This is a genomic window from Streptomyces sp. NPDC050085 (genome assembly GCF_044460595.1).
Lineage (GTDB): Bacteria > Actinomycetota > Actinomycetes > Streptomycetales > Streptomycetaceae > Streptomyces.
In genome coordinates this window covers 396,222-417,270 of sequence record NZ_JBITJZ010000007.1, presented here as the reverse complement: position 1 = coordinate 417,270, position 21,049 = coordinate 396,222, and the positions used below count along the sequence as shown (strand labels likewise).

At 69.1% G+C, this 21,049-nt stretch carries 22 protein-coding genes and 3 pseudogenes; 11 read left to right on the top strand and 14 right to left on the bottom strand.

Features of this window, described 5'->3' with window-relative positions; all coding sequences use genetic code 11:
* Positions 1–88: 88 nt before the first annotated feature.
* Positions 89–847, top strand: a complete 759-nt coding sequence (locus ACIBUY_RS27290) for a DeoR/GlpR family DNA-binding transcription regulator (RefSeq protein WP_365571875.1) — start codon at positions 89–91, stop codon at positions 845–847.
* A 217-nt stretch (positions 848–1,064) separates the two neighbouring features.
* Here ACIBUY_RS27290 and ACIBUY_RS27285 read toward each other — a convergent pair whose 3' ends face one another.
* Positions 1,065–1,673 (bottom strand): TetR/AcrR family transcriptional regulator, encoded by a 609-nt coding sequence (locus ACIBUY_RS27285; protein ID WP_399154002.1) that lies wholly within the window; start codon positions 1,671–1,673, stop codon positions 1,065–1,067.
* 147 nt (positions 1,674–1,820) lie between these two features.
* Between ACIBUY_RS27285 and ACIBUY_RS27280 the strand changes: the two genes are divergently transcribed.
* Positions 1,821–3,362, top strand: coding sequence for an MDR family MFS transporter (locus ACIBUY_RS27280; RefSeq protein WP_399154001.1), 1,542 nt, complete (start codon positions 1,821–1,823; stop codon positions 3,360–3,362).
* 397 nt (positions 3,363–3,759) lie between these two features.
* Here ACIBUY_RS27280 and ACIBUY_RS27275 read toward each other — a convergent pair whose 3' ends face one another.
* Together ACIBUY_RS27275 and ACIBUY_RS27270 are read right to left on the bottom strand one after the other, a co-directional pair.
* A complete protein-coding gene (locus tag ACIBUY_RS27275) occupies positions 3,760–4,056 on the bottom strand; it encodes an LPXTG cell wall anchor domain-containing protein (protein ID WP_399154000.1) in 297 nt (98 codons plus the stop codon).
* Between the two features lie 474 nt (positions 4,057–4,530).
* Complete coding sequence (locus tag ACIBUY_RS27270; RefSeq protein WP_399153999.1) at positions 4,531–5,013, bottom strand: hypothetical protein; 483 nt, start codon at positions 5,011–5,013, stop codon at positions 4,531–4,533.
* Between the two features lie 149 nt (positions 5,014–5,162).
* Between ACIBUY_RS27270 and ACIBUY_RS27265 the strand changes: the two are divergent.
* Both ACIBUY_RS27265 and ACIBUY_RS27260 read left to right on the top strand, forming a co-directional pair.
* Positions 5,163–5,282: pseudogene (locus ACIBUY_RS27265) on the top strand (transposase); the annotation flags it as partial.
* Positions 5,281–5,577, top strand: a pseudogene (locus tag ACIBUY_RS27260) (ROK family protein); the annotation flags it as partial. The pseudogenes ACIBUY_RS27265 and ACIBUY_RS27260, both read left to right, overlap by 2 nt.
* A gap of 105 nt (positions 5,578–5,682) precedes the next feature.
* Here ACIBUY_RS27260 and ACIBUY_RS27255 read toward each other — a convergent pair.
* From ACIBUY_RS27255 to ACIBUY_RS27245, 3 genes and pseudogenes are all read right to left on the bottom strand, one after another.
* Positions 5,683–6,279 carry a hypothetical protein gene (locus ACIBUY_RS27255; RefSeq protein WP_365571884.1) on the bottom strand — a complete coding sequence of 199 codons (597 nt, stop codon included), beginning with the start codon at positions 6,277–6,279 and terminating at the stop codon, positions 5,683–5,685.
* Positions 6,279–6,896 carry a hypothetical protein gene (locus tag ACIBUY_RS27250; RefSeq protein ID WP_365571887.1) on the bottom strand — a complete coding sequence of 206 codons (618 nt, stop codon included), beginning with the start codon at positions 6,894–6,896 and terminating at the stop codon, positions 6,279–6,281. The genes ACIBUY_RS27255 and ACIBUY_RS27250 overlap by 1 nt, the downstream gene beginning before the upstream one ends.
* Positions 6,897–7,741: 845 nt before the next feature.
* Positions 7,742–7,888, bottom strand: a pseudogene (locus ACIBUY_RS27245) (family 1 glycosylhydrolase); the annotation flags it as partial.
* Positions 7,889–8,001: 113 nt separating this feature from the next.
* Here ACIBUY_RS27245 and ACIBUY_RS27240 point away from each other — a divergent pair.
* Positions 8,002–8,583 (top strand): YdeI family protein, encoded by a 582-nt coding sequence (locus tag ACIBUY_RS27240; protein ID WP_399153998.1) that lies wholly within the window; start codon positions 8,002–8,004, stop codon positions 8,581–8,583.
* A gap of 203 nt (positions 8,584–8,786) precedes the next feature.
* Here ACIBUY_RS27240 and ACIBUY_RS27235 read toward each other — a convergent pair whose 3' ends face one another.
* Complete coding sequence (locus ACIBUY_RS27235; RefSeq protein ID WP_399153997.1) at positions 8,787–9,194, bottom strand: winged helix-turn-helix transcriptional regulator; 408 nt, start codon at positions 9,192–9,194, stop codon at positions 8,787–8,789.
* Positions 9,195–9,295: 101 nt separating this feature from the next.
* Here ACIBUY_RS27235 and ACIBUY_RS27230 point away from each other — a divergent pair, with 101 nt between their 5' ends.
* Complete coding sequence (locus tag ACIBUY_RS27230; protein ID WP_399153996.1) at positions 9,296–10,147, top strand: alpha/beta fold hydrolase; 852 nt, start codon at positions 9,296–9,298, stop codon at positions 10,145–10,147.
* A gap of 107 nt (positions 10,148–10,254) precedes the next feature.
* Here the strand turns inward: ACIBUY_RS27230 and ACIBUY_RS27225 are convergent, their stop codons facing one another.
* From ACIBUY_RS27225 to ACIBUY_RS27215, 3 genes are all read right to left on the bottom strand, one after another.
* Positions 10,255–11,271 carry an aldo/keto reductase gene (locus tag ACIBUY_RS27225; protein WP_399153995.1) on the bottom strand — a complete coding sequence of 339 codons (1,017 nt, stop codon included), beginning with the start codon at positions 11,269–11,271 and terminating at the stop codon, positions 10,255–10,257.
* Between the two features lie 65 nt (positions 11,272–11,336).
* Positions 11,337–12,161, bottom strand: coding sequence for an aldo/keto reductase (locus tag ACIBUY_RS27220; protein WP_365571901.1), 825 nt, complete (start codon positions 12,159–12,161; stop codon positions 11,337–11,339).
* Positions 12,162–12,219: 58 nt separating this feature from the next.
* Positions 12,220–13,419: an MFS transporter gene (locus ACIBUY_RS27215; protein ID WP_399153994.1), complete on the bottom strand. Its 1,200-nt coding sequence runs from the start codon at positions 13,417–13,419 to the stop codon at positions 12,220–12,222.
* A gap of 138 nt (positions 13,420–13,557) precedes the next feature.
* Between ACIBUY_RS27215 and ACIBUY_RS27210 the strand changes: the two genes are divergently transcribed.
* Positions 13,558–14,058 carry a MarR family transcriptional regulator gene (locus tag ACIBUY_RS27210; RefSeq protein ID WP_365571907.1) on the top strand — a complete coding sequence of 167 codons (501 nt, stop codon included), beginning with the start codon at positions 13,558–13,560 and terminating at the stop codon, positions 14,056–14,058.
* Here ACIBUY_RS27210 and ACIBUY_RS27205 read toward each other — a convergent pair.
* Positions 14,030–14,701, bottom strand: a complete 672-nt coding sequence (locus ACIBUY_RS27205) for an NAD-dependent epimerase/dehydratase family protein (RefSeq protein WP_365571910.1) — start codon at positions 14,699–14,701, stop codon at positions 14,030–14,032. The two genes, ACIBUY_RS27210 and ACIBUY_RS27205, sit on opposite strands and share 29 nt — an antisense overlap.
* 211 nt (positions 14,702–14,912) lie before the next feature.
* Here ACIBUY_RS27205 and ACIBUY_RS27200 point away from each other — a divergent pair, with 211 nt between their 5' ends.
* Entirely contained in the window at positions 14,913–15,320 is a 408-nt protein-coding gene (locus ACIBUY_RS27200; RefSeq protein WP_365571913.1) for an FKBP-type peptidyl-prolyl cis-trans isomerase, read from the top strand.
* An 82-nt stretch (positions 15,321–15,402) separates the two neighbouring features.
* On the opposite strand, the gene ACIBUY_RS27195 is transcribed toward ACIBUY_RS27200, so the two are convergent.
* Positions 15,403–16,008 carry a dihydrofolate reductase family protein gene (locus tag ACIBUY_RS27195; protein ID WP_399153993.1) on the bottom strand — a complete coding sequence of 202 codons (606 nt, stop codon included), beginning with the start codon at positions 16,006–16,008 and terminating at the stop codon, positions 15,403–15,405.
* Positions 16,009–16,276: 268 nt separating this feature from the next.
* On the opposite strand from ACIBUY_RS27195, the gene ACIBUY_RS27190 reads away from it, so the two are divergent.
* Positions 16,277–17,026: an aminoglycoside N(3)-acetyltransferase gene (locus ACIBUY_RS27190; RefSeq protein WP_399153992.1), complete on the top strand. Its 750-nt coding sequence runs from the start codon at positions 16,277–16,279 to the stop codon at positions 17,024–17,026.
* Positions 17,027–17,067: 41 nt separating this feature from the next.
* Here ACIBUY_RS27190 and ACIBUY_RS27185 read toward each other — a convergent pair whose 3' ends face one another.
* Positions 17,068–17,835 carry a helix-turn-helix transcriptional regulator gene (locus ACIBUY_RS27185; RefSeq protein ID WP_365571922.1) on the bottom strand — a complete coding sequence of 256 codons (768 nt, stop codon included), beginning with the start codon at positions 17,833–17,835 and terminating at the stop codon, positions 17,068–17,070.
* Between the two features lie 120 nt (positions 17,836–17,955).
* Between ACIBUY_RS27185 and ACIBUY_RS27180 the strand changes: the two genes are divergently transcribed.
* Positions 17,956–19,095: an MFS transporter gene (locus ACIBUY_RS27180; RefSeq protein ID WP_399154049.1), complete on the top strand. Its 1,140-nt coding sequence runs from the start codon at positions 17,956–17,958 to the stop codon at positions 19,093–19,095.
* Positions 19,096–19,252: 157 nt separating this feature from the next.
* Here ACIBUY_RS27180 and ACIBUY_RS27175 read toward each other — a convergent pair whose 3' ends face one another.
* Positions 19,253–19,978 carry a class I SAM-dependent methyltransferase gene (locus ACIBUY_RS27175; RefSeq protein ID WP_399153991.1) on the bottom strand — a complete coding sequence of 242 codons (726 nt, stop codon included), beginning with the start codon at positions 19,976–19,978 and terminating at the stop codon, positions 19,253–19,255.
* A 313-nt stretch (positions 19,979–20,291) separates the two neighbouring features.
* Between ACIBUY_RS27175 and ACIBUY_RS27170 the strand changes: the two genes are divergently transcribed.
* Positions 20,292–21,032 (top strand): class I SAM-dependent methyltransferase, encoded by a 741-nt coding sequence (locus ACIBUY_RS27170; protein ID WP_399153990.1) that lies wholly within the window; start codon positions 20,292–20,294, stop codon positions 21,030–21,032.
* Positions 21,033–21,049: the final 17 nt, after the last annotated feature.

The window sequence follows — 21,049 nt, the reverse complement described above, 5'->3', positions numbered from 1 at the left end:
TGAGCGGAAGGCAGCCAACTCGCGCAGAAGTGCGCACAGTCCATGCTCGTACGGTCAAGAAGGCGGGCCCCGGGGCTATGCTCACGGCGTGCTGAGAAGCGACCGCCACACGCGGATACTCGAGCACGTCGCCGCGCACGGCAGCGCGGACGTCGGCCGACTCGCCCTGTTGCTCGGCGTCTCGCGGGCCACCGTGCGCCGCGATCTGGGGCAGTTGAGCGAGCAGCGGCTCCTGGAGCGCACCCATGGCGGCGCGGTCCGTGGCGGCCTGAACCTCGAACTCCCGCTGCAGCACCGTCTGGAGCGGCGTTCCCCGCAGAAGCTGGCCATCGCGCGCGCCGCCGCCGACCTGGTGCCAAAGGGCGCGGTGGTCGGCCTGACCGGCGGCAGCACCACCAGCGAGGTGGCCCGGCTGCTCGCCGCACGCGGCCGGGTCACGATCGTCACGAACGCGGTGAACATCGCGGCCGCCGTGATGCTGCGCCCCGAGGTCACGCTGATCGTCATCGGCGGCACCGCGCGCAAGGAGAGTTACGAACTCGTCGGGCCCATCGCCGAGAAGACCCTCGCCGACCACCACACCGACCTCACCTTCCTCGGCGTGGACGGCATCAGCGCCGCCCATGGCTGCACCACACACGACCAGTTGGAGGCCGCGACCGACCGGGCCTTCGCCCAGCACGCGGGCAGCACGGTCGTGGTCGCCGAGCACACCAAGCTCGGCCGTACGACCTTCGCGAAGATCTGTCCGCTGTCGGCCGTGCACACGCTCATCACGGATCAGGGCGCTCCCGAGGGCGAACTGGCGGCGGTGGCGGCGGCCGGGGTGCGCGTGACGGTGGTGTGAGACGGCGGGCGGGGACGCTCTGCGGGGCCGCGGACGAGGAGTCGTAGAAGACGCCGAGGTGGGTGCGGCGGGAAAAGTCGTTGCCGACCTCGGCGTGGTCGATCAGCGGCTCGGCGGCGTATGCGGGAAGGCCCGGTCTGCCGGCGCTGAACGTCCCTTGAACCGCCGCATGTTGACCCGTGGTGCCGACAGCTGTCCGAGGGGCGCGGCAACGGGTTCATTCGTCGGAGGCGAGGGTGTGCCAGCCGTGCTCGAGGAGATCGAAGGCGCGGGTGATTGCCTGGCGGGGGTCGTCGCGGCCGCGGGCCGCGCGGGGAGCTTCGAGTGCGAAGTGGGCCAGGGCGGTGCAGGTGGGATCGTCGTCCGGCAGGCCGCTTTCCTCGGCGATGACCTGGGCCAGGGCGGCTGTGTGGCGCAGCCACATGTTCTGCTCGTAGTCCCGCAGGGCCGGTGTGGCGTTCACCAGGTCGAAGAACGCGGTGAAGCGAGGGTCGCCGCCGGCTGCGGCGATGCGGTACGTCAGCACGTGCTCGCGCAGCGCTGCGGGAATCGACTGGTCTTCGGGACGCTCGCGTACTGCGGCGAGCAGACGGGCCTTCTTGTCCCCGTCCTCGTCGAAGACGAGTGCCTCCTTGACCGGGAAGTGCTTGAACAGCGTGGTGGTGGACACATCCGCAGCATCCGCGATCTCGCGGATGCCGACGTCGTCGTAGCCGCGCTCGAGGAACAGGCGTAGCGCGGCGTCGGCGATGGCCTGGCGGGTGGCGGCCTTCTTGCGCTCGCGGCGTCCGATCGGCGCTGCCGCGGTGGGGGCGGTGTCGGGCATGGCTCGGAGTCTACCGGCAGGTTGCTCAACTCCAAAAGTGCAACAGTTGAACTTATTGGGTTGCTGTGCTCTTCTGGAGTGGTCGTCGTGAGGCGCAGCCCGGCGGCCCTCCCCCTTCCCTCTCGTGTCCGAAAGGAGTGATCAGGCATGTCCACGTCTGCTTCCCTCCCCGCTCCGGCCTCCCCGGCCGGCCCGAAGAACGTGCGCTGGGTTCTGCTCGGCGTCATGCTCGCCCTGCTCCTGTCGATGCTCGACAACATGGTCGTCGGCACCGCGATGCCGACCATCGTCGGCGACCTCGGCGGCCTGGAGCACATCTCCTGGGTCGTCACCGCCTACACACTCGTCACCGCAGTCACCACACCGATCTGGGGCAAGCTCGGCGACCTGGTCGGCCGCAAGCCCACCTACCTGGCGGCGATCGCGGTGTTCATCGTGGGATCCGCGCTGTGCGGAGCCGCCCAGTCGATGACCGAGCTGATCGCCTTCCGCGCCGTGCAGGGCATCGGCGCAGGCGGCATCGGCGCAGGCGCCTTCGCGCTGATCGGCGCCCTCGTGCCGCCCCGCGAGCGCGGCAAGTACCAGGGCATGTCCGCCGCCGTCATGGCGATCGGCACCATCGGCGGCCCGCTGCTCGGCGGCTTCGTCACCGGCCACTTCGACTGGCGTTGGGCCTTCTACATCAACCTGCCGCTCGGCCTGGCCGCCCTGGTATGGCTGTGGCTGAACCTGCACGTGCCTGCCCAGCACATCAAGGCGAAGATCGACTGGGCCGGCATCGTCCTGCTCACCGCCTCCATCACGGCCATCGTGCTGGCCGCCACATGGGCGGGCACCACCTACGCCTGGGGCTCCTGGCAGATCCTCGCACTGGCTGCCGCCGCCGTGCTCGGACTGCTCGCCTTCATCGCCGTGGAGAAGCGGGTCGCCGAGCCGCTGCTGCCGCTGAGCGTGTTCACGAACCACCGCAACTACCCGCTCGCGATGGTGATGATCCTCGCCGCCGGTGTCGTCATGTTCGGCGCGGGCCTGTATCTGCCGCTGTTCCAGCAGACCGTGCAGGGCGCCTCGGCCACCAACTCGGGGCTCCTGATGCTGCCCATGATGATCCCCGTCGTGATCGTCTCGACCATCGCGGGCAAGGTCATGTCGGCCACCGGCAAGTACAAGGTCTTCCCGGTCCTCGGCACCCTGTTCCTCACGGCCGGTGTCGGGCTCCTCGCCACCATGGGCACCGGCACGTCCCACCTGCTGACCAGCCTGTACATGGTTCTCGTCGGCATCGGTCTGGGCTTCACCCTGCAGATGTCGGGCACCATCGCGCAGAACAGCGTCTCCCTGCGCGACATGGGCGCCGCCATGAGCTCGGTCAACCTCTTCCGCACCCTGGGCGGATCCCTCGGCGTCGCCGTCTTCGGCTCGCTGTTCACCCGCGCCGTCCAGCCCACGCTGCCCACAGGCGCCGAGAACGACCCGGGCGCGCTGCGCCACCTGCCCGTCGGGGCCAAGGCCACCTACCTCGACGCGGTCACGACCGGCACCGGCCACATTTTCCTGACCGCCGCGATCCTGTGCGCGCTCGCCTTCATCGCCGCTCTGCTCGTCGTCGAAATCCCGCTCAAGAAGGCCGGTCCGCCCGCGCCCACCACCGACACCGCCAAGAACACCGCCGCGGCGGCCGCCAACTGACGCGGCGTACGGCAACACAGCACTCACACATCACGAACGGAGCACCACGATGAACACCGCCCCACACGATCCCGTTCAGCATCATCCGGTCGCCCGCACGAGGACGACCGAACGATGCCGCAGGAAGGAGCGGGTGTAACAACTCCCATTCCTCATCAGTCAGTTCATAGCAGCGACTCACCAGAGTCATCACCCCGCGCCACCGCTTTGAAGACACGCTCCAGGGCGATTCCAAGGGACTCGCAGGCCGGCCGTGGTCAGCGCAGTGAGCCGCCGGGCTGAGGCTTCCCCCGTTTTCATCCAGGCCTTCTTCAAGTGCCGACGCCCGGGCAAGACCTTCGACTACCACCCCACGCCGGTCGAGACCCGGCGCCCCCAGGGTTCGCTGTTCGGGAGGTCAGGCCTGGGTGCGGCGGCGCCTGGCCACGACACCCAACGTCCCTGCTCCGGCCAGGAGGAGGGAACCCGCCACCGCGGCGATGGCGGGTGTCTGGCTGCTTCCGGTGCTGGCCAGCCGGGAGTTCGCCCCGGACGAGCCGGAGGTCGCGACCGAGTCCGTGGACGGGGTGCGGGCAGCAGTGGAGGGCGAGGCCGAGGCACTCGGGGTCGCGGAGGCGGTCGGGGTGGACGTGCCTGCGGCGGAGCCCGTGCCTGTGGTGGGTCCTGTGCCCCCGGTGGCGTCCGGTGCGAGCACCTGCACAGTCGCCTTCGGACCGCACGAGGTGGTGCCGGTGAACGCCTTCGCCCCCTGGTTGACGAATACAGGGCTGCACGGTGGACTTCCCCGCGGGCGTGTCCTTGCGATAGGTCACCCGGACCTTGGTGACAGCGCTGCTGTGCTCGGCGAGCGAGGCATCCTTGCCGAGCACGTTGAACCCGTAGACATCGGGCTCGGCCTTCGAGGTGACCGGGGTGAGGGTCTTCCAGGTCCCTGAGCGAAGTACCTGCACGGAAGCGTACTTGCTGGTGAGCAGGGTGCCCGTGACGTTCTGGTACTTGGACGCGGCGGGGTTGTCGACCGCGGCGTCGAAGGTGGCGGCGGGTCCGCCGGCCGTCACCTCGGCGGGGACTCCGGACACTGCGGTGCTGAGTCCGTCGACCTTGATGGTGTCCTCGTCCGAGCCGGTGGTGTCGCCGGTGAAAAGGTCGGTGACCGTCGTGGTCAGCTTCAGCTGGTCGGTGCCACCGTTGCTGTCTCCGTTGTGCGGGGCGCCCATGGGGCCCCGCTGCGCATCTGCACAGTGCGTTCACCACCCCCGGTCACCGTGAACTGCGGCATCTCTCCGGTGAACTGCCCGTCTGTGTGGGAGTACTTCAGCGGCACTCTCGTCCATACCTTGCCGCTGAGCCGGTACTCCAGGCTCACGGCGTTCGGGGACAGACCCAAACCCCCGTCGATCCGGAAGGCCAGTCGCGCCGTATTGTCAGGCAGCTCCCAGTTCGGGCCGACGCTGCGGATCGTGGTGGTGAACTCGACCGGCAGGCCCGCCAGCCCGACCTCCGCGGGCGCGTTGGTGGAGACCGACAGGATTCCCCTCTCATCATCGGTGGCGGAGGCGGTCGGTGCGAGGGCAAAGCCCGCGGCTGCCAGAAACAGAGCGGTCCCCGAGACCACGACGGACGAACGGACCTGGTATGCGCGCGAGTTCAACGGATCTCCCCGATTTGGTGTGGCGCGAGGCGTTGTCACCGCGCGCGGCCACGGCGGCTCATGCGCCGTCGTACCGTCCAGTTGGACCCACCGACCCCACAGTCCGTTGTGCTCGGTTGCGCGACAGCCCCGTCACTTATGTGACAACACTGTTGATCGACGGGATCCGTTGGCGGGTACGGACCGGTGCCCCATGGCGGGATCTGCCGCCGTACTTCGGTCCGTGGCAGACCGTCTATGGGCTCTTCCGCCGTTGGCAGCGCGACGGGCGCTCTGGTCGTCGACGGCCAACTCCTGCGCGGCGCCCACGGGTTCGCGGGCGACATCGGGCACGACGTGGTCGACGAGGAAGAGCCGCAGTGCCGGTGCGGCGCCCGCGGCTGCCTCGAGCAGTACGCGGGACAGACGACGCTGCTGCGGGCCGCGGGCATCGACGAGGGCTCGGGGCAGACGGGCTTCGCCGAGCTGGAGCGGCGCGCGGCCGACGGCGACGAGCGGGCGACGGCCGCCGTCACCGAGGCCGGACGGACCCTCGGCCTGGTCCTGTCCGGCGCCGTGAACCTGGCTCGTTCTTTTCTCCATCCCTCGGGGAGCTGAGCTGTGGCAGCGAGACGGAGCGGCACCTTGCACTCGTACATCCTGCGATCGCCGCGAGACGAGCACGAACACTCAGTGGAGCACAGGCCCCTGGACCGCGTTGTCGACCATGTCGGCCCAGTAGTCCTCCACCGTCCGCAGGCCGCGCGAGCGTTCCGGGTGCAGCATCCGGTCCTCCTCGTCATGCCCGAGGGGTTGCCCGAGAGCAGGCGACAGGCGGGTGCCGGTCGTGCCGCCGAAGGTGCAGTAGAGGTCCTCGTCGCTCGCGTAGTAGCCGGAGAAGACGTACGTCCTGCCTTCTTCCGGGACGACGGCGCCGCCGCGAGCGGTCAGGGATCCGTCCTTGGCGATGTACGCGGTGGTGCTGACGGTGACGGTTCCGGAGGCGGCCCCCTTGAAGGCCCGGTCCACGCGCACGCGCCACCGCTGTTCCATCTCGCCCGGCTGGTCGGTGCGCGCCTGGGACGCGAGGCCGACGACCGTGCCGTGGAAGATGTCGTGGGATGCGTCCGCGAGGTACTCGTCCTTGGACACGTCCGTGGCGAGCAAGGCCTCCCGTGTCGTTCGGACGGATTCCTTGTCGAGGGAGGTCATGACGGTGAACGCCATCGCTGACCCCAGGACGACAACTGCGGCTGTCGTGACCGCCGCGATGCGCGTTCGTCCCATCAGTTGCCCCAGATCTTGTGGTAGTCGCCGCGGTCGCGGCGGGTGGGCTTGTTGTCGGCCGCGTAGCGCGCGTTCGCGGTCATGATCGTGGCGCCCTGGTCAGGGTTCTTGTGGCACAGGCCAAGGGCGTGGCCGAATTCGTGGGCGGCGGCGAAGCGCCTCCAAACGGTGCTGTCCCAGTCACCGGGACGGCCCGCTTTCAAGTAGTAGTCGTTCATGTGGATGACGTCGGTCTTGCCGAGATTCGGGTTGCGGGAGTAGGTGGCGAGAGCGCCGTCCCCCTTGTTCTTGTCCTTCCAGATCAGGTCGTTGCTGGTGTTCCAGACGTCCGCCCGGATGGCGACCTGCTCAAGCCCGTGACTGCTCCACGCCCTGTTGCTGTGCTTGCGTGCGTCGTCGTACTTCGTCTCTTCGGTCCAGCGGATCTCACGGTCGTCGACGGCACTCTTGCCCGCCGAATCACGACCTTCGCTGCCTACGCACCGGGAGCCCTGCGCCTGAACCTCGTAGGGCGAAGTGTCCGCCCGGGCCGGGGTGTTCACCGAAGCGGTCGCCACCAAGGTCGCCACCAAAAGCGCAGGCCAGTGGAGTGGGACAGGACGCAGGGAGTTGTTCATGCGCCCATCGTCGACGGGCTCTTGCATACCCTCCTCACCCGGCAGGGCACCCTCACCAAAACCACCCGATATAGGGACGCCCGGTATCACTACTGCTCGGTCGCGACCGTAGCCGTCCTGCCGGTGCCAACAGGCCACGCCCGTGATCACCCGCCCGAACGAGGGACATCGTCACGCACGAGGAGCGCGCCCATGCGCGCCTGGGCGCGCTCCAGTGCGCCGTGCCCCCAGCAGGCGCTCCGGGCTCTCCGCAGTCCGGCTCGCGGAGATCGCCCGGCAGAACGGTCACGCCTCCCAGGCTGTGGCCGAACTCTGGCCGTCGGCAGACCGGTTGGAGGCGCGGGTGGAGGCCAGACACAGCCGCACCCCGGCCCGTTAGACAGCCAAGAGCCTGCAGACCGGCCGATATTTCAACGATCCCGCCTTCACCTCGTACGTCCTGTGGACGCACGGAAACGAACTGCACAAGGCCAATCTCGTCGACGCCGCCGTCGAACGACTGCGTCATACCGCCGAGTTGACTCCGGCGCCCGTCGCTCGTGCGGCCACGCTGCCCCTGTACGCGCGGGCGGCGGGACGCTTGGCAACGCTGAGCTGTTCAACGCCCTGCACCAGATCCGCCTGCACGGACTGATGGCCACTGAACGCGCGGGCCCGGCCGGACAACTCGCCGACAGCAGCCCGGCAGTAACGACCATCCGGTCCGCCGATCAGTACCCAGTACCAAGGGATACGAGCGGCGCGATGCGTCCGTCCTCGATCACTACGTCGTCACCGCAGCAGTACGCGCCGAACGATCCGAGTCGGGAGTGGGGTGGCAGGCAGCATTGCCGGCCGGTCGGGTCGGCGCGCAGCGCGGCGAGGTGGTCGGCGAGGTACTGGACGCGGTCGGTGTCGTAAACCTGGCCGTCGGCGGCGACGATGTCGTGCTCGGCGGAGCCGTTCTCCGTGAGGTGGACGGGCGGCAGCCGGTCGCCGTAGCGCTGCTGCATGCGGTACAGCCGAGCCGGGCTGTTCCTGACCGCGGTGGCAGCCGGTCAGGCCACCTGAACAGGCCGCTCAAATAGGCCAGCAGCTGTCCTATACGGGCTCTACCCTGCGGTTTATGCAGAAGTACGAGGACGGCGTCGAGATCCTTGTCCCCGCGAGCCCGGCCGCGTTGGAGGCGTGGCTCGACGAGCATCACGAGGAGCGGACCGCGCTCTGGGTGAAGATCGCCAAGAAACATACCGGCATCCCGTCGCTCACCTGGGAAGAGATGGTCGACACGGTGCTCTGCTTCGGTTGGATCGACGGCCTGCGGCGCGGCTTCGACGACACGTACTTCCTGCAGCGCACGACACCTCGACGCCCCCGCTCCCCCTGGTCGCAGGTGAACGTCGGCAAGGCCGAGGCCCTGATCGCCGAGGGCAGGATGCGCCCCCGCGGCCTCGCCGAGGTCGAGGCGGCGCGGGCGGACGGCCGCTGGGAGACGGCGTACGCCTCGCAGAAGAACGCCACCGCGCCGCCGGATCTCGTCGCGGCGCTCGATGCGAACCCGGCGGCGCGGGCGTTCTACGAGACGCTCGGCAAGTCCGACCAATTCGCCCTGCACCTCCGCCTGGTCACCGCCCGCACTCAGAAGACGCGGCTGGCCCGCCTGAAGCGAATGGTGACGACACTGGCGGCGTCCGAGCGACCGTCATGATCAACCGCTCGGTCAGCGCGCAGATCAAAGACATCAAGACACCACGGTGAAACCACAGTTCGCATCAGCCGGACCGATCACGACCGCCCCGGGGATCCGGACATCGTGACCACCACCGCTGTGGTCCACAGAGAAGCGCGGTTTCCTGCTTCCCGCGCGACACCATCGCTTTCCTGCCAGCGCTGTCAGTGCTGTCAGTGCTGTCAGGTCTCGGCGAGCCGGTTGCTGCGGTCGATCTCGGGCATGTGTGTCTCGGCCCAGATCCGCAGGGCGGAGAGCGGCTCCTCGAGGGACAGGCCGAGTTCGGTGAGCCGGTAGTGGACGGCGGGCGGCACTGTGGGTTCCACTCGGCGCTCGATCAGCCCGTCACGGGCCAAGCTCTGCAGCGTGACCGACAGCATCTTCTGCGAGATGCCCGGAATGCGACGTCGGAGTTCCGCGAACCGGACCTCGTCGGGGTCCGTCTCGGCCAGCACCTTGACCACCATCGAGGTCCACTTGGTGCCGATGCGGTCGAGCAACTGGCGGGTCGGGCAGAGCGGGTCGAGCAGGTCGCCGCGCTCACCGGGCCGCCGGTCGGGTTCGCCGGGCGTGGACGTGGACGTGGTCACCCGGGGCTCACCACCTGAGGGGAAAGTGCCGTCTTGGAGGGACCAGGCTAGTTCCCTAGCGTGACCCTGTCACCAATCCTCACCACCTCTGGAGTTCCGCCATGCCCGAACTGCGGCGTGTCCCTGTCCATGGTGTCGAGCTCAACGTCGCCCTCGCCGGATCTGGCCCGGCCGTCCTGCTGTTGCACGGCTTTCCGCACACCTGGGAGCTGTGGACAGACATCATGGCCGACCTGTCCGACCGCTACCGCGTCATCGCGCCGGACCTGCGCGGATTCGGCGCGAGCAGCCCGGCCGCCTCCGGGTACGACGCCGGCACCCTCGCCGAGGACGCCGCAGCGCTTCTCGCCGAACTCGGCGTGTCCTCGGCCGCCGTGGTGGGTGTCGACGCGGGTACCCCGGCGGCCTTCCTCCTCGCCCTGCGCCATCCCGGTCTCGTCCGGCGTCTGGTCGTCATGGAGTCCGTGCTGGGCGGGCTGCCCGGCGCCGAGGAGTTCCTTGCCGGCGGACCGCCGTGGTGGTTCGGGTTCCATACCGCCGCGTCCGGTCTCGCCGAGACCGTGCTGGAAGGTCACGAGGCCGACTACATCGACTGGTTCCTGCACGCCGGCACGCTCGGCGACGGCGTGCCCGCTGCCGTCCGGGACGCCTTTGTCCGCGCGTACACGGGCCGCCGCGCATTGAGCCGCGCGTTCTCGTACTACCGGGCCCTGCCCGAAAGCGCACGGCAGATCTCGCAGGCCGTCACCACCGCCCGCCTGACCGTGCCGACCATGGCGGTGGGCGCGCACCCTGTCGGCACTGCGCTGGAACGACAACTCCGCCCCGTCACCGACGACCTCACCGGACACGTCATCGAGGACTGTGGCCACATCATTCCTCTGCACCGACCACACGCCCTGCTTGCGTTGTTGAATCCGTTCCTGGCCGGTGAGGGCTCGATCGCGGCATGAATCGCGGCATGAGCAGGGCAGTTGTCGACGGGGGGCTGGACGGGTGGGGGCACGCTCGCACGTGGGGAGCCCCCCCATCCGCCTCAACCGTCCGAAACGCGACTGCCCTACGCGCCCTTCACCGGGACCGGAGCCTCGTGCGCGATGACCTTGTGGTCGCGCAGCGACTTCCAGAAGGTGTACGGGACGTCCTGAGCGAGAGCTGCGAGGTCCTCGGCGATGCGGGAGGGGCGCGTCGCGCCGGGGATCACCGCGGCGACGGCCGGGTGGGCGAGTACGAACTGGAGGGCGGCGGACTTGATGCCGATGCCGTGCTCCTGTGCGAGCGCCTTGATCAGGCCGACCTTCTCGATGATGTGGGCGGGCGCCTCGGCGTACTCGAAGTGGCTGCCGCCCGCGAGGATGCCGGAGCTGTAGGGGCCGCCGACGACGATGTCGACGTCCTGCTCCGCGGCCGCCGGCAGCAGACGCTGCAGGGACCGCTCGTGGTCGAGCAGCGTGTACCGGCCGGCGAGGAGGAACGCGTCGGGGCGCGGTTCGTCGAGGTCCAGCGTCATCTCCAGCGGTTCGACCTTGTTGACGCCGAGGCCCCAGGCCTTGATGACGCCTTCCTCGCGCAGCCGGGTCAGGGCACGGAACGCGCCGGTGCGGGCGCTCTCGTACACGTTCACCCACTCGTCGCCGTAGAAGTCCTGGGCGACGTCGTGGACCCAGACGATGTCGAGTCGGTCCGTCTTGAGGCGTTCGAGGCTGTCCTCGACGGAGCGGAGTGTGGCGTCGGCGGTGTAGTCGTTGACCATCTTGTTGGGGCGGCCGTGCTCGAACAGGGCGCCCTTCTCGCCGAGTTCACGGCTCGCGGGGTCCTCGACCTCGTCGAGGACGACCCGGCCGACCTTGGTCGACAGGACGTACTCGTCGCGCGGCTTGTCGGCGAGGACGTCGCCGAGACGGATCTCCGCGAGGCCCGCCCCGTACAGCGGCGCGGTGTCGAAGTAGCGGATGCCCTGGTCCCAGGCGGCCTGGACGGTGGCGGCGGCCTCTTCGTCGGGGATGGCGCGGAACATGTTGCCGAGCGGCGCGGTGCCGAAGCCGATGCGGCCCGGCAGCAGGGAGCGGATGCTCATGGTGGTGCCTCGATCTGTGGTGCGTACGTGCGTGTGGTGTTGGGGGAAGTCGGGGTGGCGTGGGACTAGTTGAGAGTGTCGGGGTCCGGGCCCGTGCGCAGACCGCGGTCCGCCGCGGCGAGGGCGTCGAGCTCCTGCGCGCCGAGTTCGAAGTCGAAGACGTCGAGGTTCTCGCGGATCCGGGCCTCGGTCACCGACTTGGGGATGACCACGTTGCCGATCTGCAGGTGCCAGCGCAGGACCACCTGGGCCGGGCTCTTGCCGTGCCGCGCGGCGATCGTGGTGACGGCCTCGTCCTTGAGGACGGCGCCCTGGGCGAGCGGGCTCCAGGCCTCGGTGGCGATGCCGTGCCGCGCGTGGAAGTCGCGCAACTCCCGCTGCTGCAGACCCGGGTGGAGCTCGATCTGGTTGACGGCCGGGACGACCGAGGCGCTGCCCAGCAGGCGCTCGAGGTGCGCGGGCTGGAAGTTGGAGACGCCGATGGCGCGGGTGCGTCCGTCGGCGTACAGCTTCTCCAGAGCGCGCCAGGTGTCGAGGTACAGGTCACGGGCCGGGGTGGGCCAGTGGATGAGGTACAGGTCGACGTGGTCGAGGCCCAGCTTGTCCAGGGACGCGTCGAAGGCGGCGAGCGTGGCGTCGTAGCCCTGGTCGGCGTTCCACAGCTTGGTGGTGATGAACAGCTCGTCGCGGGCGATGCCGGAGTCGGCGAGCGCGCGGCCCACGCCGCGCTCGTTGCCGTAGATCGCGGCGGTGTCGATGCTGCGGTAGCCGGCCTCGAGGGCGGTGGCGACGGCCGCGGTGGTCTCCTCGTCGGGGACCTGGAAGACGCCGAAGCCGAGCTGCGGCATGGTGACGCCGTTGTTGAGGGTGACGGTGGGGATGGCGTTCATGAGAGTTCCTTGCCTTGTTGCTGAGGTGTCCGTGCGTGAGGTGTCCGTGCGTGAGGTGTCAGTGGTGGACTGCGACGGGTCGCTCCGGGGCGGCCACGGCCTGGTGCCGTGCGGGCTCGCGGCGCTCAAGCGCGCTGGACAGCACGGCGAGGACCAGTGCCGAGGCGGCGAGGGCCGCGCCGACCCAGTTCGGCGACGTATAGCCGAAGCCGGCGGCGATGACGATGCCGCCGAGCCAGGCGGAGAGCGCGTTGCCGAGGTTGAAGGCGCCGATGTTGACGGCGGAGGCCAGGGTCGGTGCCCCGTGTGCGTGGTCGAGTACCCGCTTTTGCAGCGGCGGCACCGTCGCGAAGCCCAGGGCGCCGATGAGCAGGACGGCGACGGCCGCGCTGACCTTGTTGTGCGCACCGATGGTGAACAGGGCGAGCACGACGGCCAGCCCGCCGAGCGCGGTGTAGAGCATCGGCATGAGCTTGCGGTCGGCGAACCTGCCGCCGATCAGGTTTCCGGCGACCATGCCGAGGCCGAAGAGGACCAGGAGCCAGGTGACGGACGAGTCCGCGTAACCGGCGACGTCGGTCATCATCGGGGCGATGTACGTGATGGCCGCGAAGACCCCGCCGAAGCCGAGCACGGTCATGGCCATGGCCAGCAGGACCTGGACGTTCTTGAAAGCGGCCACTTCGTGGCGCAGACGCACGCCTTCGGGCTTCGGCATGTTCGGTACGAGCCGGGCGACACCGGCCAGACCGACGACACCGAGTCCGGCGACGATGAAGAACGTGACGCGCCAGCCGGCGTGCTGCCCGACGAACGTGCCCAGCGGCACGCCGACGACGTTGGCCACGGTCAGGCCGGTGAACATCATGGAGATGGCGCCGGCCCGCTTCTCAGGGGCGACGAGTTCGGCGGCGACGACGGAGCCGATGCCGAAGAACGCGCCGTGTGCCAGCGAGGCGATCACGCGGCCGATCAGCATGACCGCGAAGGCGGGGGCGACGGCCGAGACGACATTGCCCACGATGAACAGGACCATGAGCAGCATCAGCATGTTCTTGCGGCTGATCCTGGTGCCGAGTGCCGTCATGAGCGGGGCGCCGAACATGACGCCCAGGGCGTATCCGGTGACCAGGAATCCGGCGGTGGGCACGGAGACGCCGAAGTCGGTGGCGACGTCCGGCAGCAGGCCCATGATGACGAATTCGGTGGTGCCGATGCCGAAGGCCCCGATGGCGAGGGCCAGGAGCGCGAGAGGCATGGAAGTGACCTTCCGGAGGGGTTGGTGCGGTGGAGCATGACGAGCGACCACAATAATTGCACGCGCGGGTTAATTGCAAACGCGGTATAGTGGCGTATGCCTCACTGGGTTGGGGCTCGTACGGAAGGACACTCACCCATGACTGCCACGGCCCCCGCACTCACCGCCCTCGCCCAGGGCTGGTGCGCGCTGTCCCTGCTCCACGGCAGGATCGAGTCCCATCTCGAGCGCGCCCTGCAGGCCGGGCACGGCCTGAGCGTGCGCGAGTACTCCCTGCTCGACGTCCTCAGCCGACAGCACGACGGGGTGGGCGGTCATCTCCAGATGAACCAGGTCGCCGCCGCCGTCGTCCTCAGCCAGAGCGCCACGACCCGGCTCGTCACGCGCCTGGAGGACCGGGGCCTGCTGTCCCGCTATCTGTGCCCGACCGACCGCCGCGGCATCTACACGAACGTCTCCCCCGCGGGCCTCGCCCTCCTGGAGGAAGCCCGCCCGACCAACGACGCGGCGCTGCGGGAAGCGCTCGACGCTGCCGCGACGGAGCCCGATCTGGCCCCGCTCGTGCACGTCGTCGAGCAGATGCCGCGGCCGGCGGCCGCCGCCGTCCGACTCAGCCGGCCGCTGCGGCCAGTCTGTTGATCTCCGTGCTGTACAGGATGTGGTCGCCGGCGCCGCGCCGGCCTACGACCGCGAGCATCGCCCTCGCGAGGTTCTCCGTCGTCGTCACGTGCTTCGGCGCCAACCGCCGGAGCAGCGGATACGTCCAGGACCCGGCGGCGTACGTCCACCGGTACCACGCCGTCCTCGACCGCTCGCCGTGCGAGGGCTGGATGTAGCCCGGCCGGAACATGTAGCCGTGGAAGTCCATCGCCAGCAGCTCGTTCTCGGTACGCCCCTTCACCCGGGCCCAGGCGGAACGCCCGCGCTCCGTACTGTCGGTGCCCTCGCCCGATACGTAGGTGAACGTCAGCTCCGGATTCGCGGGCAGGGCGCGCGCCGCCGCCAGGGTGTAGTCGTGCGTGATGAGCCGGTACTCGTCCGCGCTGCGCCCCGCCGACGAAACGCCGAGGCAGAAGAAGCAGGCGTCGACCTCGGCGAACTCGCCGGCCAGCGCGGAGAAGTCCGTGAAGTCCTCGTGCACCAACTCGCGCAGCCGCGGATGCGTGACGCCCAGCGGTGCCCGCACCACCGCCCGTACGGACGTCACCCGGGGATCGTCGAGGCAGACGCGGAGCACGCCTTGGCCGATCATGCCGGAGGCGCCGAAGAGGAGAACGTTCACAGGAGGTCCGTCCGGGTCGAGGGATGTGCTCGTGCGCCCATCCTGCCGCGGGGCCGCCCGATGGGGCGTGCTCCGTGGATCAGCACCCTCGGTAGCGTGGCCATTGGCTGCATGGGGTGCCCATGTGTCCGACGGGTCCCGGCATGGGCCCCCGACAGCCCTGACAGCCCTGACAGCCCTGACAGCCCTGACTGATCATGATGAGGCGGCAATGAGTGAACTGATGAAGCCCGAGGTCCACGTTCCGGAGGGTGACGCTCCTACCGACCTGACCATCCGTGACCTGATCGTCGGGAACGGGGCCGAGGTGAAGCCCGGCATGGTGGTCAAGGTCCACTATGTCGGAGTGACCTTCGAATCCGGGAAGGAGTTCGACGCCTCCTGGGACCGGGGCGAGCCGTTCAAGTTCGCCCTGGGCGGCGGCAAGGTCATCAAGGGCTGGGACCGGGGGGTGAGGGCGATGAAGGTCGGCGGTCGGCGCGAGATCATCGTTCCCCCGCGTCTCGGCTACGGCAATCAGTCGCCCTCGCCGTTGATCCCGGCGGGCTCGACCCTGGTCTTCGTGGTGGACCTGATCGACTCGTATTCCGGAACAACGGGGTGGAGCAGCGCCCGGTAACCCTTGCTGCTCCTCCCCCGCAACATGCTGCGTCGGCTCCCCTGGTTGGTGCCGCCGCTGCCGGCCGCGGCGCCGGGTGACATCAGGCAGGGGCGCCGAGCGGTGGGTGCTCGAGCACGCGGGGCTTGTACTCGACCAGTTGGATGCGGCCGTCGAAGGTGCGGTGCTCGATCATCTCGAGGGCCACGTCCGGATAGCCGTCGTAAATGCGTTCTTCGCCCGTGGCCCCAGTGATCACCGGGAACATGACGACACGGAAACGGTCGACGAGCCCGGCTCGCAGCAGGGACCGGCACAGGCTGAGGCTGCCGATCGTGCTCAGGAGCCCCGAGCCACTCGACTTCATGGCGCGGACCGCCTCGACGGCGTCGTCGCGAACGAGTGTGGAGTTGGCCCACGTCAGTGGCTCCTTGAGCGAGGAGGAGAACACCACCTTGGGCGCTTGCCCGAGTTCGTCCACGGACGCCTCCTCTTCGGGCCTGAACTCGTCCTGGCCCTTCGGGACCTCGCCTGCGGCGAAGCCCGACATCAGGCGGTACGTGTTCGTTCCCATCAGGTATGTGGCCTTGGGCTGTTCGCCCAGCCATGCGAGGTACTCCGGGCCCTCGAGGCCCCAGAACCCGGGCCATCCCTCTCCCGATGCGTAGCCGTCGAGGGAGGTGATGAAGTCGACGAGAAGCTCCGACATGGTGGTGTCCCTTCCTGAGGTGTCATGAACTTGGACCGGCCGCGAGCCGCAGACTCATCGGTGAACGACCGGTGGATTGATCAGCAACTCGGATGGTGACAACGGCTTCCGGATACATCAGCGTGACGATCCGGTGACCGGTTGGTGGTCCGCGGCGGCCACCTCCGCGAGCGCACCATGATCACGAAGTGCTGCACGTCACTACGCGGCATCCCCGAACCCGTCATACGTTCGTGCAACCCACTGTCCGACCACGGGGAACATCAGCATGCGCACGTTCACGCCGACCTCCCAAGGACTGACTGCCGCCGACCTGGTGCGGGGCTGGCGCACTGTCGGCCTCGAAGAGGGCATGTCCGTGATCGTGCATGCGTCACTGGCCAGCCTCGGCCGCGTCGACGGCGGAGCCGCCACCGTGGTCGACAGCCTGTGCACCGTGCTCGGGCCCACGGGAACCCTCGTCGTCCCCACGTTCACTTGGCAGGTCACCGACCCGGACCCCGATCACCTCGGCATGCCCGACCCCGGCGTCATCGCGCGCCGTGAGGCCGTACCCACCTTCCACCCTGACCTGGAAACCACCGGTATGGGAGCCGTTCCCGAGGCAGTGCGGGCACTGCCGGAGAGCGTGCGCAGCGCCCATCCGCAAGCGTCCGTCGCAGCCGTGGGTGCCCGGGCCGAGGACATCACGAGCCGGCAGACACTCGGGTTCGCGCTCGGCCGCACCTCACCCTTCGGACGCCTCCACGACCTCGGCGGGCACATCCTCCTGGTCGGTGTCGGTCACGACCGCAACTCCTTCCTGCACCACGCCGAGTCCCTCACCCCGAATCCGCGCCTCAAGGTCCGCCGCTTCCCCCGAAACCTGGACGGTGAGCGGGTGTGGCTCGAAACCCTCGACGTCGGCAACGACAACGGCACCTACTTCCCCACTGTCGGCCGCGACTTCGAGCTGCGGGCCGGCATCACCGAGGTCAGTGACAGGGAACCAACTCATCCACAGTTCTTGAGCTCTTGACCACTGCGGAGCGCGACGCGGCGCACGGAGTTCACGGGCCGTCAGTCCTGCTGCGGCTTGCCCACGCCTGCACGGTAGGTACCGGGGGTGATGCCCACGGCCTGGGCGAAGGTGTGGACGAAGGCGCTGGTTGTCGCCCATCCGCACGCGTGCGCCGTGTCGGTGACGGTGGCACCCTCGGCGAGCATGACCATCGCGGTGAAGATCCGGGCACGGGTGCGCCATTGAGGGAAGGTCATGCCGAACTCGTCGCGGTAAAGACGCGAGAGGGTTCGCTCGCTGGTGTGCACCCGCTCGGCGAGCCGGGTGAGGGACCAGGACTGGCGCAAGTCTTCTTCGACGAGACGGCAGGCGTCGGCCAGTCGTTGGTCGCAGGCTGCGGGCAGGGCGACGGGTTGGGCTGTCACGCGGCGCAGTCGGTCGCGCAGCACCGTTTCGATGTGCCGGATCTCGGTCTGCGTGAGCGTGCTGCCGGCGAGCACGATCAGCAATTCGCGCACCAGCGCGTCGACGGCGATGACCGTGGGGCTTTCGGCGTCGAGCAGGGGCGCCCTGCCGTCGGCGGGGAAGCCGATGGTGTGGAAGCGGCTCTGCCCGTAGAAGCGGTGTTCGTGCCAGGTGCGCGCCGGGATCCACACGGCGCGGTCGTTCGAGGCGATCCAGGATCCGTGCTCCGTCGTGATCGCGAGCACGCCCGCACTGACGTAGATGAGTTGGTGGTCGTCGTGACGGTGCCGGTCGATGGTCTCGCCACCATCGAGGAGCCGGGTGGCGGTCGGCGCGACGGGCGTGTGGCGGATCTGCGACATAGGTAGGCAGAATACGGGAAGCGCGCCTGGGGTGCTCCGGCCCATCGTGGGCGTGTGACAACGATCCAGGAAACAAGCACTTCCCGTCAGGCGGGCGGTCCGCCCGGGCACTGGCGCCGGATGCGGATCTGGGCGAGCGCCCATGCCGTCGACGACTTCTACCAGGGCCTCGTGCCCGCCGCGGTCCCCTACTTCGTACTGCAGCGCGACTTCAGTTACGTACAGGCTTCGGGGCTGGCTCTCGCCGCGACGCTCGGCAGCGCAGTACCGCAGGTGCCGATCGGGCTGCTCGCCGACCGGTTCCGGCTGCGGTGGATGTCGCCGCTGGGGGTCGCTCTGGCGGGTGTCGGAGCAGGTCTGTCCGGGCTGGTGCCCTCCTACCCGCTGGTGTTCACCCTCCTGTTGATGGCGGGTATCGGCATCGCCATGTTCCATCCGCCCGCGGGACGCGATGCGCGCCGTGCGGCCGGGGGCAGCGCCACCGCCATGAGCTACTTCGCGGCGGGCGGCAGCGTGGGGTTCTTCATCGCTCCTGCGCTGGTCACACCCGCCCTGGGCAACCTCGGAATGGGCGCGACCGCGCTGTTCGTCCCACCCGCCGTCCTCATGGGCTTCGTTCTGCTGCGCCATCACAACCGGACATCGGGTGCGGCGGTCACGAAGGCGCAGCGCCAGGGAAAGGACCGGCCGGGCCGGTTCGCCGCCCTGACCGCCGTCGAGATCGTACGGTCCACCATTTCGACCGGACTGAACACCTTCGTCTCGCTGTACTGGATCCGCCATCTGGAAGCGAGCAGCGGACTCGGAGGTCTCGCCCTGACCCTCGTTCTCGGCGGTGGTGTGGCCGGCACGCTGCTCGGCGGGCGGCTGGCCGACCGCATCGGCATGGTGCGCACCGTACAGATCGGCAACGCGGCGATGCTGCCCGCTCTGTGGCTCATGCTGATCTGCGACGACAAGTACCTGGCGCTGCCGCTCGCACTGCTGGTCGGCCTGATCTCGAACATCCCGTTCGCCGTCCTCATCAAGCTCGGCCAGGACTACCTGCCCAGCCGCCCCGGAACCGCCGCCGGCGTCACCCTCGGCCTCGCCATGAGCGCCGGTGGCCTGTTCATGCCGCTGCTCGGCGTCGTCGCGACCCACTACGGTCCCCGGGGCGCACTCGCGGTGCTCGCCGTCCTGCCGGTGCTCGCGATGCTGGTCTCTGTCTTCTTGCGTGAACCGGCCCAGGGCGAACGGGAGCCTGCCGAGGGCCTGTGACTGGTGACGGTCTCGTCCTGGAGCCGATGGGTGGGGCATCCGATGCTCCACCACCCATCGGCGAAGGCCGACATCTGCCACGGCTGCACCATAAAGCTCTCGACGACGCCCGTGTCCAAGAGCGCGAGGCATCGATTTGAGGGCGTGGATCACTGAGTCAGGTACGTCGTGCGAGGAAGACGAACTCCTTGCCCGGCCGGTCAGGAGCATCGCGAATGTCTTCCACCACGTAGCCGTGGGCGACCAAGGTCGCCTCGATCTCTTCGCGCTCCCGGAAGCGCAGCGTCGAATCCGAGGTCAGCACCTGTCCGTTCGCGGCGAAGACGTAGGTCCAGCGGAAGGTCACCAGGGGCAAGACCACGTCGATCAACTGGACCCAGCTCTCGACGGAGCCGACCCCCGGGATCTCCGTCACGCGGTAGGAGTTCTCTCGGGTCCATTCTTCCCAGGCGCGCCTGGCGGGATCACGGGTCTCGAAGACGAGGTGCCCGCCCGGCCGTAGTGCGTCATGGGCGCCCCGCAGCGTCTTCTCCCAGGTGCCGGGATCTGCGATGGCCTGGGCGACGTTCGCTGTCATGGTCGCCAGGTCGACCTGCAGCAGCGGGATCGCCGTCGCATCGCCGCAGACCCAACGCACTTGCTCACTGCCCGGTTTGGCCCGGGCGACGTCGACGGAAGCCTGCGCGGGATCGACACCGACGACCTCGATCCCGCGGTCGGCCAGGAGAAGTGCGAACACCCCTGTACCGCAGCCGATGTCCAGAACTCGTCGCACCCCGAAGTCTTCCGCCATCCCGAGGTAGGCATCGAGGTCGCTGCGGTCAGGGTCGAGCGCATCGTAGATCGCGGCGAGTCGGGGATGCGCGAAGCATGCGTCAGCCATGGTGCCGAACGTATGCGGGTCCGGCCCCGAAGAACTACCCGGTTTCGCTCGCGTACGGCGGGCGGCTCCGTGTTTCGCCCTGCCGGCCGGCGAGCCCGCTTCGCACCGCCCGGCCTGACCCCAGCCTGACGAACGACTTCCCCTTGACGCAGGGTGAAGCGATGCCCGACCCAACAGGGCACCGCCCTCAAAGACGCCGGATCACCCGCGACCCGTCAGACAGACAACCCCTCGGGGCCGTCCGACTGATCGCGGGCCCGCCCGTGCCGTAATCGCGTTGACCGCCCCCGGCAGGCAGTGCTGGAGTCGGCACGTGGACAGCACCCCCGCCAACCGGCGGCTCTGGAACCAGATCAGCAGCGACTACCAGCACAAACACGATCCGCAGATCGGCGCCACACCCCGCCTGTGGGGCATGTACTCCATCCCCGACGCGCACCTGCAGGCCCTGGGCGGCGTCACCGGCAAACGCGTCCTCGAACTCGGCTGCGGCGCCGGCCAGTGGTCCAGGGCGCTCGCCGCCGAGGGCGCCGGCGTGGTCGGGCTCGACCTGTCCGAAGCCCAACTCGCCGCAGCGGCCCGCGCGATGGGAGCGGCCCGCTACCCGCTGGTGCAAGGCGCCGCCGAGCAACTCCCCTTCGCCGCAGGCAGCTTCGACCTGGTGTTCTGCGACTTCGGTGGGCTCAGCTGGGCGCCCCCGCACCTGGCCGTCCCGGAAGCCGTACGCGTCCTGGGCCGAGGCGGGCGCCTGGTGTTCAACGTCGCCAGCCCGTGGTTCGAAGCCTGCTACGACGAAGCCGCCAGCCGCGTGACCACGACGCTGCAGCAGGACTACTTCGGGCTGAACACCATCGCCGAAGGCGACGGTGCGACCAGCTATCAGCTCACCTACGGCGGCTGGGTCAAGGTCCTGCGCGGCGCGGGTCTCATCATCGACGACCTCATCGAGCCACGGCCCGCACTCGGCACACCCAACGGCTACAACGAAACCGACCCACCCGACTGGGCACACCGCTGGCCGGCGGAACTGCTCTGGGTAACCCACAAACCGTAAGTTCCGCTGCGCCGGGA